The following is an 18,231-nucleotide window of genomic DNA, read 5'->3' on the forward strand; positions in this document are numbered from 1 at the left end:
CCTATATTTAAATGAGTGGCTTCCAGAATGTTCAATTACAGATAAACTGAAAAAATTAAGAAGTTACAATCTTTTACATTTAGACCACTATCCTAATAATTCACCTGATTCTATAGACCTACTTATCTGAAGATGGTAGAATTATGTAAAAATATACGGATGGTGAAATAATTTGAATTGTAATAAATGCGACAATGAAATACAGGAAGACAGTGTTTTTTGTAATAAATGTGGGGAGAAAGTTAATTCAACGTCTAACGATGAAGTAGCAGGTGCTAGTGAGATACAAAACATACCCCATATAGTTTCGAAATCCAAGTTTAAAACAAAATTAATTGTATCGATTAGTATAATATTGGTTATTGCTTTATCTGCTGGTGGATGGTTCTACTATGATTATTCCAAAAAACAGGAAGCAGCAATGAAAATTCAACGTGAAAAAGAATATGAACAAGATTTAAAGAAAGTTGTATCGGATATGCTCAATACTTCGACTTTAGCAGAAAATATGATTAACACATATTCTAAAATTTGGAGTGCATCTATAAAAATAACATTAGATGATAGCCGTATGGCAAGTGAATTAGGTATAAACATTAGTGATGTACGTAAATACTTTAAAAATGACGATGGTGGGTATATCGCTTTTCAAGGACATTTTGATACTGCATTAAAAAAGATGCATAACTATTATGAACAAATAGGGAAAAATGGGGAATTGGGTTCATCAAGGGAAGAAATTTCAAATTCTATAAGAAAATTAAACACTCCTCCTGAAAAATATAAAGATGCTTATAATATAGCTTTTGAATTATATAGTAAATATGAAAATTATATCTCATTTGCTCTTTCTCCTAGCGGTTCACTGACAACTTATAATCAGAAAGCAAATGAGTTATCGTCAAATGTTGTAACCAAAGTTAAAGAATTTGAAGTTAAATTACCATTGAAATAAATTGCATTTACTATCAGTTAGCACCCTAAATGAAAGCTCTGCAAAACAACGAATACAGATTCTGTAAAACAATCCAATGCCGTGAGGCATTGGATTTGTTGTATACTGGAAGAAAAGTAAAGAGAGTTGAACGGTTGTCCGTAAAGCTTATTATCAAGTTCAAGATCAGTTCTATTCATCCTACATTAATTGTAGGAAGACAAGAACATGATTCCATTAGCCGCCAGCGCAGACAGTAATAAAAAACCAGCTGAAGCTTTGCTTTTGCGCCTTCCTTCTGTATCGTTCCTCTATTTTCGAACTGTTCTCCTCCTTTTCCTTCCAGATTCCCCACCTCGTTTGAATCGTTCTCTTTAGCGCAGTCGGCTTCTCGTGCCACAATGAACACGAAAAAACATGCAGACAATCCACCGGATTGTCGCCAAAGGAGAGTGTTTTTGTTGTGAAGCCGATTGCCCGCTCAATGCACCAAACCATGCTGCTTTTGCTTGTGTTATGTCTTAGCGCACTGGGTCTGCCGCCTGTAATGGCGTTCGCGGATCCACCGATCGTCGCCGCGCCGACGAATGTGACGCTAGTCGCCAAATCGGATACGGCCGTCAGCTTGTCGTGGACAGCTTCGACGAGCAGCGACATTATGTCGTATGAAATTGTAAGCGGAACCACGGTCGTTGCTGCGGTGTACAGGCTCAGCGCAACCAGCTCGCTGCCAACCGTGTACGCGTTCTCCGGGCTGTCACCGGCGACGACGTATTCGTTCGCCGTCGCCGCCCGCAGCGCCGCGGGCAGCGCCTCCGCACCAAGCGCTGCGCTGACGGTAATGACGGAGAGCGGCGGCGCCTCCGTCAATATCGCGCTCGGCGGCGTCGCGACCGCCGACTATCAGGACTTCGACCGTCCGGCGTGGAAGGCGGTCGACGGAACGACTGCGGTCGTCAGCGGCGTCCGCAATTTGTGGCAATCGGCCAATGTGACCGGAGCGCATTGGCTGCAGGTCGATATCGGCAAGCCGCGGTACGCGAAGCGGTTTGTCGTACGGCACATGGGCGCGACAGGCGGTCCCGTCTCGGACAGTACGAGGGATTTTAAAATTCAGGGTAGCAATTCGACAATGGCTTGGGACGATTTGCTGACCGTCACCGGCAACACGTATAACGTTACCGATCATACGGTGACGCCGACGGCGGCTTATCGCTTTTACCGAATTTATATTACTAATCCGGGCAATACGGACGACCGTGCGCGCATATCGGAACTGGAGGTTTATTCCGATCCGTCGCTCGCCGATCCGCCGTATACGCCGATCGACGAGGTGAATTTGTCGCAGGATTTGGTTTCGTTGGGCATTTACAGCGCCAATATGACGCCGAATCAGCCGACCATAGACGCGAGGCCCTACATTGAAGCGGCGCTCCAATACGCCAAGGGCGTTGGGATTCATAAGCTGACGGTTGACCAGGGAGATTATTATTTTCTGTCCCAGGTGGCCTCCGACCGTCATTTGGAAATTGTCGGCGCGAAGGATTTGACGATCGATTTTGCCGATTCCAACCTGTATTTCGCGAACGGGCATTTGATCGCCATTTTACTGACGAACTGCGAACGGATGACACTTACGCGGCTTAAGGTGGATTACCTTCAGCTTCCGTCCACGCAGCTTGTCGTGAGCAGCGTGAACGCGTCCGCACGCACGATCCAGTACACGACGATGAGCGGCTTTCAGTCGCCTGTGGCGTTTAATGCGTCAAGCACACCGTATGGCGATCCTGGCGCGCTGCGCGTCTTCGTATTCCGCGGCGGCGAGCGCGTTCAGGAGGTTGGCCGGCTGCAGGCGTCCCGCAATGCGACGATCGACACGATAAACATTATCAACGACGACAAGCCGTGGACGCAGGAATCGAACCTGGCTGCGATCCAGCCGGGCGATACGCTCGTCTACACCGACCGCAGCGGCGGGCATACGATCAAGATGAATGGCGGACAGGGCAACACCATCAGCTATGCGGAGGTGTACGCCTCGCCGGTGTTCGCCTTCCTGTTCCACAAGCAGTTCAACACCACCGTCGATCACGTATCGGTGAAGCCGCGTCCCGGAAGCGGGCGGCTGATGAGCTCGAACGCGGATGGCATTCATTTTGGCAATGTCCGCCAAAACAACGTCGTCCAAAACAGCTTCGTGCAAGGCACCGGCGACGACGGCATCGCCTTCAACTCGACCTGGCTTGCGACGGTGACAGGCCAAACCGCGTCCCGGACGCTGACCGTGCAGCGCTTTATTAACGAAAAGTTCCCGGTCGGCACCGAGGTCGAGTTTATGGACGGAGCGACCGGCGAACTTAAAGGAACGGCCGTTGTGACGGAAATGTCTCCGCCGTACGGCAGCCAGACGTTTCTTGCGAACGAAAATGTCACCGTCACCTTCGACCGCGACATGCCGACGCTTTCGGCGGGCTCGGGTATGTATGTGACGAATCCGAACGAACGCGGCTATGGCTCAAGGGTGCTGAACAACCATATCGAGCAGACGAATTTGGCGCGCGGCATCCTGTTTGCGGGCATTATGAACGGCGAGATCCGCGGCAACACGATCAAGAAAACGAACATGTCGGGCATCAACGTAAACCAGGAATATTTGTTGTCCACATTCAAGGCCGCGCCGGCCAACGGCATCACGATTGAAGACAATACGATCGAGCAGGCGTTTCTGTGGGGCGCACCCGCCTCGGAAATCGTCAATTCGGGCGCTGCGCTGCTCGTCAACTCCTATACACCGTCCGGCTGGTCGCCGGGCATGCCGCACCAGAATATCGCGATTCGCGGCAATACGATCACCGATTCCGGCCGCTCCGGCATTCGCATGGAAAATACCGATGGCGGCGAAGTGTCGGGCAATACGGTGCTCCGGCATACTCTGCTGCCCGAGCAGGTGTACGGCGTGCGCGGCACGGCGGATGAGATCGCGACGCAGTGGGAGGAAATTCGCTCCGGCATCGTGATCAAGACGAGCGATGCCGAAGCGTTCGGCAACACCGTGACGCCCGCCTATCCGCTGACGACGCTGCTCGCCTCTCCAGCGGCGCCAGATGGCCCGGGCGGCTCGTACAAGTCGCCCGTGACGCTGCAGCTTACGCCCGGCAGCCAGCGACCGACGGTGACTTCCACCGTCTACAGTTTCGACGGTGGCACCAAGTGGTCCGCCTACAGCGGGCCGATCGTGCTAGCGTTGGACGGCGACTACAGCTTCAGCTACCGCTCGACAAATATCGCGGGCGTGACGGAAACGGCGCACACCACCGCGTTCCGTCTGGAGTTGGACCCGCCCGTGGGGCCGTAGCGTGTAACTCGCCCTGGCTTCGTGGCATTGCGTTCCGACCACAAATCCGATGATGCGGACGCATTCGTCTTACGGCGCAAATCGAGCCTACAGCCCATTCTGACTTTCCCCTTTTGTACGTGCAGGGCCGCACCGATAGAGACCGTCGGCGCGGCCCTGCCTCGTTTTTTTACAGACGCCGCGACCGGTTCTGGTATAATAGCGCTATATCCCGATTACCCGTAAAGGTGGACAACTATGCCGAAGCCCGTTGTTGGAAAGCTGCAAATGCGCATCGTTCTGCTCTTATGCTGCGCCGTGCTGCTGCCGATCTGCCTGCTCTCCGCCATCAACTACCGGATGACGCTGAGCGCCGCGCAAAACCAGACGGAAAAATATAGCCGTCAGCTGCTGGAGCAGGCAGTGCGTGAGCATTCGATCGTACATGAGCAGATGAAGAATGTCATGTACGACATTCTCGGTAGCATGGACAAATATTTTTCCGTGCTCGGGGACTATTACACAAATGCGCAAACGCTTTACTTTATAAAAGAAATGGAACAGCGCGTCGCGATTCACAGCAAATATATCGCCTCGATCGAGCTGCTCGACCTGGAGCGGCGAGTCGCCTATTCGACGACAGATAACCGGCTGATGCCCTTCGACCGGTTCGCCGATCAGGAGCTGCTGAGCGGCATCGCGCGCAAGGACGATTATACCGGCATCCGGTATTTGCCGCGTCCCGGGCTCATCACCTATTACATGTACGTCGGCGTGTCCGAGCCGCAATCGGGCGTGATCGCGATCAATGTGAAGGACGACGACATGCGGCAGTGGGCCTCGGTGCTGCTCGCGGAAACGGGCGGCTCCTTCTATGTCTCCGACACGAAGGGGCATCTGCTGCTGGGTGGCGGCGAGGAGGAGACGTCTGCCGCGCTGCGCGAACTGGCAGTGGGCAACACGGAGCCGCGCGAAGGAAACAGACGTTATCTGCTGCTGCGCGAGCAGGCGACCACAAGCAAATTCGAATACGCGCTCATCATTCCGTACGCCTCGTTCGCGCAGGCGGCTGAGCGTCAGAGCCTTGCGTTCGCGGTCATCGGTCTGGTAGCGGCGCTGCTGAGCCTCGCGATCGTCATCCTTGCCTCGCGGTATTTGTACCATCCGATCGTGCGCATCATGAGTGCCATTGGCAGCCGCGCGCCTGCGGCGTCGGAACCGAAGGCGGCGCTGCTCGACGAATCCGGCTACATTGTCGGCGCCTTCAGCCGCCTGACGGACGAAAGCGAGCGGCTGAGCGACGCGGTGCGGAATCACCGCGAGACGATACGGCACAACCTGCTGATGCGCCTGCTGCAAGGGCGGCCTCCGGAGCTTGCCGCCGCCTCTCCGCTGCTGGAGCTGCCATGGCCGCATCCGGTATTTACGGTCCTGTCCTTGCATGTGCATTGGGGCGAGCTACGCGAGGATTACAGCGAGCTGGACATGGAGCTGACTAATTATGCGATCCGCAACGTAGCCGCGGAGACGCTGCATCCGCTTGGCGTGGCGGAGACGCTGGCGCGGGACGCGGATACGATCGTCGTCATCTGCAACACGGCGCAGCAGGAGACGGCCGGGCGCTGGCTGGCCGCCGCCGCCGAGGTGCGCCACAACGTGAAGCGGTACATTCGGCTTTCCGTAGATATCGGCATAGGCAGCGCGGGCGAAGGGCTGGCGCACGCCGCCGTTTCGTACCAGGAAAGCCTGCAATGTCTGAGCTACAACCGGCTGTTCGATCCTACGAAGTTGACGCATTACAGCGAAATTGCGGAGACGACGGCGCGGCCGCGGAGCCGCTCGTTCGTCTGGTCCAATTATGAAGCGGATTATGTGAAGCATATCCGCCACAGCCGCGTGGACGGTGCGCGGGCGCTATGCGAGCGGCTGCGCGAGGACGCCAAGGACGCACAGGCGAGCGTGGCGGAGACGCAGATTATGACGCTTCAGTTGTCCGCCAGCCTCCTTCTTCTGTTGGAGGAATACGGCTTCGACAAGGAGGAGGGCGGGCTACGCGACGAGGTGACGGCGCTGCTAGCGACTAACCGCTTCGCCGAGACGACGGAGCTGCTAGCAAGCTTAAGCGAGCGGCTGATCGCCTCCGTGGAGCGGAAGCGGGCCGGCGTCAACCAGGAGATCATGGAGAAGGCGGCCGCCTGGATCGAGCAGGACATGACGCTGACCGCGGAGCGCATCGCCGCCCAATTGTCGCTTAGCCCGCCATCGCTGAACAAGCTGTTCCGCGAGCGAAAGGGCATCACCGCCGGAGAATATATTCTTCGCACCAAGGTAGAGCGGGCGAAGCGGCTGTTGCTCGAAACCGACGACAAAATCGAGGACATCGCGGCCAAGACCGGCTATGCCAGCACACGCGGGTTCTACAAGGTGTTTAAGGAACTAACCGGAACGACGCCGACGGAATTTCGGAAAATGCATGGGTAACGCGCGGCAGAAGGGACAGAAATCCCCGATGCAGCGCGTTTTTTTCATCATTTGCTTTGGCCTGGCGGCCGTGTTTCGGAAGGTGCTGCATTTTTCGGATCGTTCTGTTTACGCGCTTCTTTTCCCCGTGACATAATCGGAGCGAAGCCGGGGCTGCCGAGGGAAAGGAGGAGGACAACATCATTGCAACCGTAAACAAGCACAAGGCGCTGCTGCTTATGTTTTTGCCCGGCCTGCTTTATTTTATCTTATTCAAATATGTGCCGATGGCGGGGATCGTCGTCGCGTTCCAGGATTACAACTTTGTTCAGGGCATTCTGGGCAGCGACTGGGTCGGCTTCCGTCATTTCGAGCGGCTGCTGGCGGACCCGATGTTTGCCCGCGTGCTGCGCAATACGGTGCTGATCAGCATGTATCGGCTTGCGTTAGAATTCCCTGCGCCGATCGTGTTCGCGCTGCTGCTGAACGAGCTGCGGAAAAGTGTGTTCAAGCGCTGGGTGCAGACGATAAGCTATTTGCCTCATTTTATTTCGTGGGTTGTCATCGCCGGGCTGCTGAACGTCTTTTTTTCGCCGAGCTACGGTATCGTCAACTGGGTGCTGCAGCTTGCCGGAGTCAAGCCGATCTTTTTTATGGCATCGCAGGAATGGTTCGTGCCGATCCTGATCATGAGCAACATCTGGAAGGAGCTCGGCTGGGAGGCTGTCGTCTATTTGGCGGCGCTGTCTGGCATCGATGCGAGTCTGTACGAGGCGGCGGAGATGGACGGCGCAAGCAAATGGCGGCAGACGGTCGCGATTACGCTGCCGTCGATCGCGCCGGTGATCGCGGTCATGCTCATTTTGCGTGTCGGGCACATTTTGGATGCGGGCTTCGATCAGGTGTTCAACCTGTACAGTCCTACCGTATATGAGGTCGGCGACATTCTCGACACGTTCGTGTACCGGCTGACGATGGTCGATATGGACTACAGCTTCGGGGCCGCCGTAGGGCTGTTCAAGTCGGGCGTCGGCCTGCTCATGATCGTGATCGTCAACGGCGTGATACGCAGACTGACCCGGGGCGAACAGGGAGTCTGGTAGAAAGGAGGAGCCTCTAAATGATGCAAAATCGAACCTTCGGCGTGCGAATGTTTCAAGCGGTCAACGGACTGTTTCTGATCGCGCTCATGGCGCTGACTCTGTATCCATTCGTGCACCTACTGTCGGTGTCGCTGAGCGAAGGCGCGGAGGCGTCGCGCATCGGCCTGCACTTGTGGCCAAAATCACTCGACTGGGTGGCGTACCGCGAGGTATTGAACTCGGAGCTGACGTGGATCGGCTACCGCAATACGGTGCTACGAACCGTCATCGGCACGGCCCTGACGGCCGCGCTGACAGCGATGACCGCCTATCCGCTCGCTAAGGCGTATTTTCCGCTGCGCCGCACCTGGATCGTGTTGATCGTGTTTACGATGATTTTCAGCGGCGGGCTCGTGCCGAACTATTTGCTCATCAAGGAGCTGGGGCTGCTGAACTCGCTGTGGGCGCTTATTTTGCCAGGGCTTATCAGTCCATTCAGCCTGCTGATCGTGCGCAATTTTTTTCAGTCGATTCCCGTCAGTCTGGAGGAGTCGGCGCGCATCGACGGCGCTTCCGAGCTGACCGTGATGCGGCGGATTGTACTGCCGCTGTCGATGCCGGTCATGGCGACGATTGCACTATGGACGGCGGTGGGACACTGGAACGCTTTTTTCGATGCGATCTTGTACATGACGGACAAAAACAAGCTTGTGCTTCAGGTTATCCTGCGCAAAATCATCCTGGAGCACCAGATGATCGGGCAATACGACGGTGCAGGCCTGAACATACGGACAGCGCAGGAAGCCGTCGAGGCGGCGACAATCATCGTTTCGACGTTGCCGATATTGATCGTTTATCCATTTTTGCAAAAGCATTTTGTCAAGGGTGTGATGCTCGGCTCGATCAAGGGCTAACGCACGTCATTCCACGGATTGAAAACAATCGAAAAAGGGGTGTGTCACGATGAAAAGATACGGATACCGCATAGCATCGGCGTTACTGGTCTGCTCGCTTGCGGCAGGCTGCAGCGCCTCGGGCGGCACAGAGAAGGGAGATAGTGGCAAGGAAGGGGGCAAGGACGGCGCAGCGCCGATGACGATTTCCTGGCTCGGGCGCAATCAGCTCCCCGGCACGGTGATGGATAAGGATACGGAGGCGCAGAAGCTGCTGGAAAGCAAATTCGGGGTGAAGCTCGATCCGATCTTTATCGACCCAACGAGCTGGCAGCAGCAAATTACGGCCCGCTTCGCTTCGGGAGACATTCCCGACGTCATCTGGGTCAACAATGTTGCCGAGCTGGTCACCTATGCGAATCAGGGTGTGCTGGCCGAGGTGCCGCTTGACTTGCTTAAGCAATACGCGCCGAACTATTACAAGGATGCGCTGGACATCGATCAGCGTGTGCTGAACCTGTCCCAATACAAGGGCAAAAACTACGCAATGGTCAAAATCGACCCGATCGCCACCGTCAAACGTATGTCCGGCGTGCGCCAGAGCTGGTACGACAAGGTCGGCATCGCGAAGGAGCCGGAGACGATTCAGGAGTTCGAGGACATGTTCAAAAAATTCCGCGACAACGATCCCGACGGCAACGGCAAAAAGGATACGTACGCGTTCAGCATCGCCTGGAAGGACGGCAGCGGCAACTTCGGCGGCGCGGCCAACGATATCGTCAGCCAGTTTTTTTACACCTACGGCACGATGCCGAGTATGCGCTTCGTCAAGGACGGCAAAATCGTCGACGGCTCGGCGCAGCCGGAGCTGAAGGATGGGCTGAAGCTGCTACGGCGCTGGTACGACATGGGCATTGTCGATCCCGAGTTTGTCGTGGACGACAGCAAAATTTGGCATAACAAATTTATCGACGGCCGCGTCGGCTTCTACGGACGCACCGTCTGGTGGGTTAATCCGAACGGCCTAGCGACGAACGCGCTGCGCGAGAAAGCGCCAAACGACGGTATCAAGCTGCTGAAGCCGCCTGTCGGACCGAACGGCTCCAGGGGCATCGTGCAGGACAACCCGGCGGGCTCGGGTCTTGTCGCCTTCGGCAAGCAATTGGAGAAGGACCCGGACAAGCTGAAAAAAATCATTCAAATACTCGACAGCGCGGGCAGCGACGCGTCGCTAACCTACTCGATTGGCCGTGTCGGTGTCGAGAACAAGCACTGGAAATTCGACGATAAGGGTGCGCTTCAGCCGATTGCGCCGTACGACAAGGCGGAAAATCTCGCGAAGGAAGGTAAAACGGAGTTTTTTGCGCCGTGGCTGAACAAGGCATACCAGTTTGGCGTACTGCCCAAAGGGGTGGACGGCATGCTGAAGACGTATGGCATTGGGCCGTTCGATCCGATTTACAAATACCCGCTGCCGAGCGCCAAGCAGTACCAGAACAACGTCAACGCCGTCGTGGATGAATGGCTCGCCAACTTTATCGTCGGCAAGAAGGATATCGATAAGGACTGGGACGCTTACCTGGACGCGTGGAAGAAGGCTGGGGGCGACATGCTGGAGAAGGAAGCGAATGACATTTATCAATCGATGTTCAAAAAATAGGAGGGACATTCCATGTCTAACACCACTCAACAAATCTCGTCACGTTCACTTTACGTAGGCAGCGATCCGTATTATTTGGTCTGCGAGCCATTCCTGCGCAAAGCCCCGAACGGGGAGCTGTTTATCTTTTTCCAATCAGGTGGCCATACAGAGCCGGCCAACAACAATACGCTGTTCATCACCCATTCGCGGGACAAAGGTGAGACGTGGACCGAGCCGCGTGAAATTATCACGACTGAAGGCAAAGGCACCTGGAGCTCGGAGGTGTTCGTGGACGACGACAAAATCACCGCCTTCGTATACGAGGTGGAGCAGGACAACCATTTTGCCACGCTGCGGGCGTTCCGTTCGTACAGCTACGACAGTGGAGTCACCTGGACGCCGCGGGAGAAATTCGAGGGCTTCCATGAATGCCACAACATGCGTCAGCGCATCATTCGCTCCGACGGCGCTTGGGTCATCCCGTTCTGCTATACGGAGCCGGTCAACCTTCCTGAGGAGAAGCCGCAGCCGGCGTACGAATCGAGCATCGCGCCTTGGCGGGCGTTCTACCAGAATCATCTGTACCGCAGCGGCGTGCTGATCAGCACTGACGGCGGCCTGACGTTCTCGCGCCATGTCGCGCCGGGCCCGCGCAGCGAGCAATTTTTGTGGGAGCCGAACGTGATCGAGCTGTCGACCGGCGAGCTGGTCATGCTGATGCGCAACGAATACAATGGCTGGCTGTGGCGGTCCGTGTCGCGCGACGGCGGCGTCACGTGGAGCGAGGCCGAGCAGACCGATATTCCCGACGCGGCGGTGAAGATGCGGTTGCTGAAGCTGGCGGATGGCCGGATCGCGCTGTTCTGCCATCCGAACCCGAATATCGCAACCGATCCAGACTGGCTGAAGAACAGCTCTCGTACATATCGTTACCCGTTCGAGCTGTGGGTATCGTCCGACGATATGAACACCTGGTCGGTCAAAATCGACCTGCAGCACGTTCTGCCGCCGCGCCGCGAAATCGACCTGTACCACTATCCCGACGGCTACGTGGACGAGGAAGACCAGGCGATCTATATCGCCGTCGATTTGAACCGCAACGAGCTGATCGCGATTACGATTCCATTCGGGGCGTTGGAGAGGTGGGGTTAAGGCCGGCGCATTAGAGGAGCTTCCTGTAGGGAGGCGAATCAGAGACATTTGATCTTCCGATCTGTTAAAATCAGATTCCCTGATTTAAGAATTCCAAGGTTGGAGTCAAATTTTATACGAAGTCGCTTCCCTATTCAGCGTTACACAAAAAGCAACGATTTAAATCGTTGCTTTTTGTGTTGAAACAACTTATAGATTTTCGGGCCAATAATCTCATCATTATTATTTTGATGCAATTCACCTTTAAAATCCTCACAGGTAAACATGATTTGTACCATTAGAGACTTGGTCTCCATTCATAAAAACTTTCTCAATGTTTGAATAGACGCCAAACAATTCCCTACTCCCTAGTTGTAATCCTGTTTCCTCGAAAACTTCTCTACGTGCAGCATCTTCTATTTTCTCTCCTAATTTCATTGTCTATACGGCGATGTAACAGTAATTGATGTGTTTCATTGAAAACAAAAACACCTGCGACTACCATAATTACTTTCGTATTCCCAACCAAATTACGTAATTCTTTAATGTAATCTGCCAAATCCTGAACCCTTTCTTTACTTATTATTTGGTTTTTGAAATGCATTATATTGCTCTAATTCCTGCCATTCGCACTGCATATGAGAGTATCTCGACGGAATGGATGATTAAGGTAAGTATTGAAATTAAAACGATTCGTTCAATCAATTGAGTTAGCCCCCATCCTCTGCTTCACTTTTCTGCCGCTTAGCTTAATCCCGTAGGGAGTTTTCGTATACCTCCTTTTCACTTCAAGGGAGACTCGTCGGGAATGAGATAATGTTCTTGTCACCCGACATTCCTATAATATTTTTTATTGTTACTTTTAATGGTTCATTATTAATATGAGCATTTTGCATAATTCCGTTTTTGACTTTCAGACAGCAGGAACCAATAGGGATGAAGCATAATGGCGGCTCCGTTCTAAAAATGGGCAGACCTGCAGAGCCTTTGAGCCCATCCGTTAGTCTGACTCCAACGTCTAAGGGAAAGGAGATCCAAACGTTTTCAACTAAAACAGTGTATTTATTACAATTAATGGAGTGGATTAAACAGCACGAATGTACTCACGTTGCAATGGAAAGCACAGGGGTATTTTGGAAGCTTCTTCGTCATGGATACTCAAAGCCAGTTTCATTCCAAATCGAAATCAACGGGAACCTCGTGAACTTGTTCGGTACCGCCGCAGTATCATTGAAGAAAGAGCTCGACAACACAACCGAATTCAAAAAGTGTTAGAAGGAGCAAATATTAAACTCAGTTCTGTTGTCTCTGATATTATGGGCGTTTCCTCTCGTGATATGCTCAGTGCCATTGCTGATGGTGAAGACGATCCTCAGAAACTAGCGAGCTCACATAACAAAAGTACTGGAAAACGGAAGTCAGCCAAAGCCAAAAACGGTAACAAATATCTGAAATCTGCCTTAGTAGAAGCCGCCCATTCTGTTGCAGCGTCAAAAAACCACCTAGGTGCCATGTATAGATGTACAGCTGCACGAAAAGGCAAAAAACGAGCTGCGTCTTCTTTAGTGCTGCCTTTTTCCATACGATGGTGGGATTCCGAGACGGAGCTTATTAACCGTTATATGGGGGCTATTTTCAGTGGCAATCTTGAAAAATTACGGGAGATGAAGGCAAGTATATAATGTACAAAAGGAGTGTAAGTATATGGAAGTTAAAATTCTGGAGTTCAAGCTTCCCCATGTTGACTCAGGGCCATATGGAATCACGTTTGGGTCGGACGGGACATATTGGTTTACGGAGCAGAGAGGGAATCGAATTGGACGTATGACGGCCGACGGAAAACGCCTGTCCGGTTGGCTTGGCATGTGGTTCAGACGGGGCGATTTGGTTCGTCGAAATCCAAGGCAATAAAGTAGGAAGAATCACGACTGATGGTCACATAACAGAGTATGAGATTCCATCCAAAGAAGCCCGACCTCACGCGATCACCCCAGGAAAGAAAGGGGAATTGTGGTTCACTGAGTGGGGGACAAACCAAGTCGGCCACATTACAACGAACGGGATTATTACAGAGTACCCGATTCCAACTCCAAACGCGGAGCCTCACGGTATCGTGTGCGGTTTGGACGGCACAGTATGGTTTGCAGAAGAGTGCGACCAGATTGGGAGACTAATTCCCCCCAGTGTCTGACTCAACGACTATTCAATCGGGTACGGATAGCTGAATAAAGCAGCGGCGAGTCTAAGACTTTATTTTCAGGTCTTAGGTCGCCGCTTTATTCGATTATATCCGGTATCCAAGTGCCTTGGCGAGACGTGCCAATCCGCCAAGTAGTACTTTCTGAATGATAGGAGGAAGTCCTGTAGCATAACCATCGCCATATTTCCAAAGCATACCCAGCCACAAGAGGTTATGCGGAGTACCGCTTTTGCTCAGCTTTCCTTCGCACTCCAGCTTGTGGTGTAGTAAAAACATTTCCCAATGAAACCCTGGCGGACGAACTTCATGCACACCTATAAGCGGCTCCTCACCGACATTGTAAAACTGATGCACTTGTTTGGGGTAAATCGTCAGGCGCTGTCCAGGTCCTAATACCTTCTCGACTCCGTCCACAATGCCCTTAAGCGAACCTTGTTTTACCTCGAATGATTCTGTAAGCACCGGATGCCAATGGGGAGCATTCATCGCTCCTTGCCGAGGCACCATATGCTCCATTCGTAAAAACGGTCCCGATTCATCATATCCCTGCTCCAAAAAAGTGATTGTTTTTCCATCGAGGTACCGTAAGAAGTTTATGTCCTTCCTTTCAACGGCGCTTCTATTTGTTTTGTTATGACGATCATTCATTGTATCACCTTCCTTTAGCCCTTTTCGGAGATCCTTCATTTGAACGTGTCATAGCTTTTTCAACGATGTTAACCAGCACCACAACCACAAGGGTCGAAATGGTTGCAAAAACCAAATCCCAACCGGCGTGTACCCAAAGTACAGGAATCCAGGCAATAGACAAATAACGATGAATAAACTTCATCCGCTTATTTCTAACTTTCCTTATTAAATATCCGTATCCGGCTATGGTTAGTATGAATATAAAACTGGCAATACCAGAGTAGATATGCTGGTCTTGAATCTCTACGAACATAAAGTAAATACCATGCGCACAAACGAGGATTAAAGCTGTCCAGCCCGAATAGTTGTGAAGTGTAAGAAACAATTTTCCAATTCGGCGGACAATTTTGGAAGGAGACCTCAATTTTCGCTTTACCCATAACAAGGAAATACACACTGCTCCTAGATAAACCGCTACCGTACCCATGTCATTAAACAAGATACCTATTCTTACACGAAGATCGACTTCGCCTTTTGCTAGTTGCTCCGTTGCCAGCCGTTTTAGATCACTATCACCGTTCCCATACCAGGAAATGTAGTAACAAAAATATCCCAAGAACAGCACTGCGATCGCTACTGCAATAATGGATGGAATCCAAACTCGTAAACTCTTGCTCATTTTATTCCTCATTTCTTGATAAATATAGTTCGCTATTCAGAGGCAATAGGGCGGATTCCAGGAATCTGGGGGAGTTCACCATCACTTGTGTAATGGGACCAAATGAGTTGCAAGAAAATAGTTTGTTATACAAACAATATAGTTTGTGCCACGTACAATGTCAATAGCTAAACACCACCTTATAATCACAATATACCGGGCCACACTAAACTACCGTCCATCAAATGTTAAACAGTTATTAAACAGCATTTAAAATAAAAATCACGACTTCAAAAGAAGTCGTGACCTAAATTAATCCATTATTTTAGATTATGGCTTAAATCGGTATCCGGCCCCCCATACTGTTTCAATATGTTTGGGGTTGGCCGGGTCTTTTTCCACCTTGTCCCGAAGGCGATTAATGTGAACGGATACCGTTCGGCTATCTCCCGCAGCATCCAACCCCCATATACGAACGTATAAATCCTCCCGGCTGTAAACCCGTTCGGGATTGGACATCAGAAAATACAGCAGCTCATATTCTTTGTTTTTAAAATCAATCTCCTGTTTCCCCAAATACACACGATGGGACAAGGTATTCATGGTGATATCGCCAAATCTTATCTCTTGCACAACTTGGCCGCCTGCTTTTGCAGTACTGCGTTCATGCTGCGCAAGATTGGCTTTTACCCGCGCTACAAGTTCAGTCGGGGAAAACGGTTTTGTGATGTAATCATCCGCTCCCAAGCCAAGACCCATTATTTTATCGGCTTCTTCTATCTTTGCAGTCACCATTAAAATAGGAATATCAATTTTGTCACGGATTTGCTGGCACAGTTCCAAACCATCCATTCCCGGCAGCATCAGAAATGATCTGTAAGTATTCATCCTGCATCAGTGGTGTTGAAGCTACACCTTTTATAAGCCCCTCCGCATAGGCTTTAATTGAGGTAAGCGGAGTGCGTAAATCATGAGAGATCCCCGCAATCAATTCGCGCCGGTTTTCATCATCTTTACGTCTTGCTTCCATCAGCTTCTGAAGCTGTCGTGCCATCTCATTAAAGTCATCGCATATTCCAGCAAATTCGTCTTTTTGGTTATATTCAATCCGATAGTTAAGGTTACCGTCTCGTATCTCATGAACACCATCTACAAGGATGGTTAGCGGGCCAACTATGCTCTTAACAATACTCTTATTCAAGATGCGATTAGCGAGCAGTACAATCAGCGCGATGAGAATAACATCATAGGGAAAAGGATCATTTTCTCCCATCACGGTGTTTTCTTCCCCATATTCCTGGTTTGTGTTCATCAAATAGAGCCGATAATCGCCAATATCTACACTATAAAGTGCCGTACGTCCCATCGTATAATGATGTTCTTGCGGTTGTTTATTGGCGACCTCAAACAAAGCGTTTTCAGAAAAATTACCCCACGTATAGACTTGTTCTGTACCTTCATAGATTGCAATGGAGAGCGCGTTTCCTTTGTAGGATGCTGCCTTCATTTCTACATCACGTACCATTCTCTCCACAGTAGCATCTGCAATCCATGAAACTGAGGATTTTTGAATCCATGTAATTGTCTGATAAAACAGGTTTGCATCCTTTCGGGAAGGTTCGTATATGCCCCACCTGTCCATCAACATATTCGCCGAGATTGCTGCCAGCAATACAAACACCATAATAGCATTGGAAAGCAACAGACGGCGTTTTATTGTCAATCTTCACACCCCACATTTTCCAACTCATTTGGAATGATAGTATATCACAGGAATGATGTGTCACTAAACCATCCAGAAACCATAAGGTTACGGGGTGAAGTCTGTCATGCATGCAGCTACTTTCCAAAATTGCGGGATAGACTATCGCCTATGCCGCCCAACCCATCGGACAAGTTATCCCAAAAACGGTGCCAGTTGTCTGTCGCGCTGTCCCATGTGGAACCCTGAGCATGAGCCAATTAAATTACTTGTTCTGCCGTGGTCTCCCGGTTTACTGAGTGGAATATATCACGAAATACCAACAAAGGCCCTCAATCGCTCCTGCTGGAACGATCAAGGGCTTATTGAGCCTGACCTCACGTTATTTCGATTAAAGGAATCGTCGTATTCGGTTCGTATCTACTTAAATTGTTGTATTTTGAAATTAGAGATTGCGTGGCTTCTTCGAAAAAATCATTGAGATCCGCCGAGATGATGAGAAGGGTGACCATTGCTCAATTCGTTGGAACGAACACGATCCGATCGCCTAAGCTGGCAAGCGTATTCCACGTTTCCTCGACTTTGGTAAGTGGCACGGCGACTGCACTCAGCTTCAGTTTACCGGCTGACAAGGCTTCAATCAGCGACGGTAGCTCGGCGAGATAGCCAGCCGTCGAGACAGCACCTTGACCACTCCCGAGCAGATGGAAGTTAGCCGAGCGGAGCGCGGCGGACGGCACAGCGGCTGTCTGCCCCGCAACCGAGCCGATCTGGACCCAGGAAAGCTTGCGACTACGGTCCGATCTTTGCATCAATAATGGAACCATTGCATGCTCAGCGGGTTGTCCCCACAAATAGTCGATTACGATATCGACTTCAGAGGCCGCCTCGCCCAGTCTTTTCGCAACTTCCTTCGATTCGCCGACGAGAGATACGACTTCGTCGGCACCGAGCGCCAAAAGCGAATTGAGACGTTCCTGATCCCGACCGGCACCGATCACTTGACTCGCTCCAAACAGCTTGGCGATTTGGACGGCCATTTGTCCGGAATTTCCGGTCGCGCCAAGAACGAGAATTTTCTGCCCTGGTTGAAAATCGACTCTGCGGCGAAGCGCCACCCAGGATGACATTGCTGGATTCATTGCTGCAGCGATTTGAATCGCATCAGCACCTTCAGGTAGGGAAATACTACGGCGAAGATCGACAACTGCTTTTTCAGCGAAAGTCCCAAAAGAAGTGTCGGGAGCGACAAAATAGACCAACTGACCATCTTGTAGACGCCCAACGCCGTCGATACCTGGAATCAAGGGGAGTTCCCCATCACTTGTGTAATGAGAGCCATCCGCCTGTGACCGTACCCGAGGATGTAAACCTGCAGCAACAACGTCGAGAAGAACCTCAGTGTTTCCCGTAGGATGTGGTATTTCGAACATTTCATACTTAGGAGCGGAATCGAAAGAACGCACAACTGCTGCATACATGATAAAAACCTCCTTAAAAAATCAAAAATAGTACGTGATACAAACAATATAGTTTGTTACACGTACTATGTCAATGGTTTTTGT

At 51.4% G+C, this 18,231-nt stretch carries 14 protein-coding genes and 2 pseudogenes; 9 read left to right on the forward strand and 7 right to left on the reverse strand.

The window, feature by feature from the left end:
• Positions 1-172 precede the first annotated feature (172 nt).
• Positions 173-955 (forward strand): zinc ribbon domain-containing protein, encoded by a 783-nt coding sequence (locus tag NST47_RS03915; RefSeq protein ID WP_341153957.1) that lies wholly within the window; start codon positions 173-175, stop codon positions 953-955.
• Positions 956-1,171: 216 nt separating this feature from the next.
• Here NST47_RS03915 and NST47_RS03920 read toward each other — a convergent pair whose 3' ends face one another.
• Positions 1,172-1,591: a hypothetical protein gene (locus NST47_RS03920; protein WP_341159829.1), complete on the reverse strand. Its 420-nt coding sequence runs from the start codon at positions 1,589-1,591 to the stop codon at positions 1,172-1,174.
• Here NST47_RS03920 and NST47_RS03925 point away from each other — a divergent pair.
• The 6 genes from NST47_RS03925 (at position 1,482) to NST47_RS03950 (ending at position 11,497) form a co-directional block, all read left to right on the forward strand.
• The gene (locus tag NST47_RS03925; protein ID WP_341159600.1) at positions 1,482-4,289 is read left to right on the forward strand and encodes a fibronectin type III domain-containing protein; all 2,808 of its coding nucleotides are present in this window, start codon (positions 1,482-1,484) and stop codon (positions 4,287-4,289) included. The genes NST47_RS03920 and NST47_RS03925 overlap by 110 nt on opposite strands.
• A 237-nt stretch (positions 4,290-4,526) precedes the next feature.
• Complete coding sequence (locus NST47_RS03930; protein WP_341153958.1) at positions 4,527-6,749, forward strand: helix-turn-helix domain-containing protein; 2,223 nt, start codon at positions 4,527-4,529, stop codon at positions 6,747-6,749.
• A gap of 218 nt (positions 6,750-6,967) precedes the next feature.
• Positions 6,968-7,831 carry an ABC transporter permease gene (locus NST47_RS03935; RefSeq protein WP_341153959.1) on the forward strand — a complete coding sequence of 288 codons (864 nt, stop codon included), beginning with the start codon at positions 6,968-6,970 and terminating at the stop codon, positions 7,829-7,831.
• 17 nt (positions 7,832-7,848) lie between these two features.
• Positions 7,849-8,724 carry a carbohydrate ABC transporter permease gene (locus NST47_RS03940; protein ID WP_341153960.1) on the forward strand — a complete coding sequence of 292 codons (876 nt, stop codon included), beginning with the start codon at positions 7,849-7,851 and terminating at the stop codon, positions 8,722-8,724.
• A gap of 49 nt (positions 8,725-8,773) precedes the next feature.
• On the forward strand, positions 8,774-10,363 hold the full coding sequence (locus tag NST47_RS03945) for a hypothetical protein (protein ID WP_341153961.1): 1,590 nt from the start codon (positions 8,774-8,776) through the stop codon (positions 10,361-10,363).
• Between the two features lie 12 nt (positions 10,364-10,375).
• Positions 10,376-11,497: a sialidase family protein gene (locus NST47_RS03950; protein ID WP_341153962.1), complete on the forward strand. Its 1,122-nt coding sequence runs from the start codon at positions 10,376-10,378 to the stop codon at positions 11,495-11,497.
• A gap of 252 nt (positions 11,498-11,749) precedes the next feature.
• On the opposite strand, the gene NST47_RS03955 is transcribed toward NST47_RS03950, so the two are convergent.
• On the reverse strand, positions 11,750-11,914 hold the full coding sequence (locus NST47_RS03955) for an NUDIX domain-containing protein (protein WP_341153963.1): 165 nt from the start codon (positions 11,912-11,914) through the stop codon (positions 11,750-11,752).
• A 528-nt stretch (positions 11,915-12,442) separates the two neighbouring features.
• Here NST47_RS03955 and NST47_RS03960 point away from each other — a divergent pair.
• Together NST47_RS03960 and NST47_RS03965 are read left to right on the forward strand one after the other, a co-directional pair.
• Positions 12,443-13,032, forward strand: a pseudogene (locus NST47_RS03960) (hypothetical protein); the annotation flags it as partial.
• A 160-nt stretch (positions 13,033-13,192) separates the two neighbouring features.
• Positions 13,193-13,667, forward strand: a pseudogene (locus NST47_RS03965) (Vgb family protein); the annotation flags it as partial.
• A gap of 93 nt (positions 13,668-13,760) precedes the next feature.
• Here the strand turns inward: NST47_RS03965 and NST47_RS03970 are convergent.
• The 5 genes from NST47_RS03970 to NST47_RS03990 all read right to left on the reverse strand — a co-directional run bounded on the left by NST47_RS03970 (position 13,761) and on the right by NST47_RS03990 (position 18,147).
• Entirely contained in the window at positions 13,761-14,324 is a 564-nt protein-coding gene (locus tag NST47_RS03970; RefSeq protein ID WP_341153964.1) for a cupin domain-containing protein, read from the reverse strand.
• 4 nt (positions 14,325-14,328) lie between these two features.
• Entirely contained in the window at positions 14,329-14,985 is a 657-nt protein-coding gene (locus NST47_RS03975; protein ID WP_341153965.1) for a hypothetical protein, read from the reverse strand.
• A 309-nt stretch (positions 14,986-15,294) separates the two neighbouring features.
• Positions 15,295-15,852: a response regulator transcription factor gene (locus NST47_RS03980; RefSeq protein ID WP_341153966.1), complete on the reverse strand. Its 558-nt coding sequence runs from the start codon at positions 15,850-15,852 to the stop codon at positions 15,295-15,297.
• The gene (locus tag NST47_RS03985) at positions 15,782-16,687 is read right to left on the reverse strand and encodes a histidine kinase dimerization/phospho-acceptor domain-containing protein (RefSeq protein WP_341153967.1); all 906 of its coding nucleotides are present in this window, start codon (positions 16,685-16,687) and stop codon (positions 15,782-15,784) included. The genes NST47_RS03980 and NST47_RS03985 overlap by 71 nt, the downstream gene beginning before the upstream one ends.
• A 494-nt stretch (positions 16,688-17,181) precedes the next feature.
• Positions 17,182-18,147, reverse strand: a complete 966-nt coding sequence (locus NST47_RS03990) for a quinone oxidoreductase family protein (protein WP_341153968.1) — start codon at positions 18,145-18,147, stop codon at positions 17,182-17,184.
• Between the last annotated feature and the right edge of the window lie 84 nt (positions 18,148-18,231).

Source organism: Paenibacillus sp. FSL H8-0034 (assembly GCF_038000305.1).
GTDB lineage: Bacteria > Bacillota > Bacilli > Paenibacillales > NBRC-103111 > Paenibacillus_S.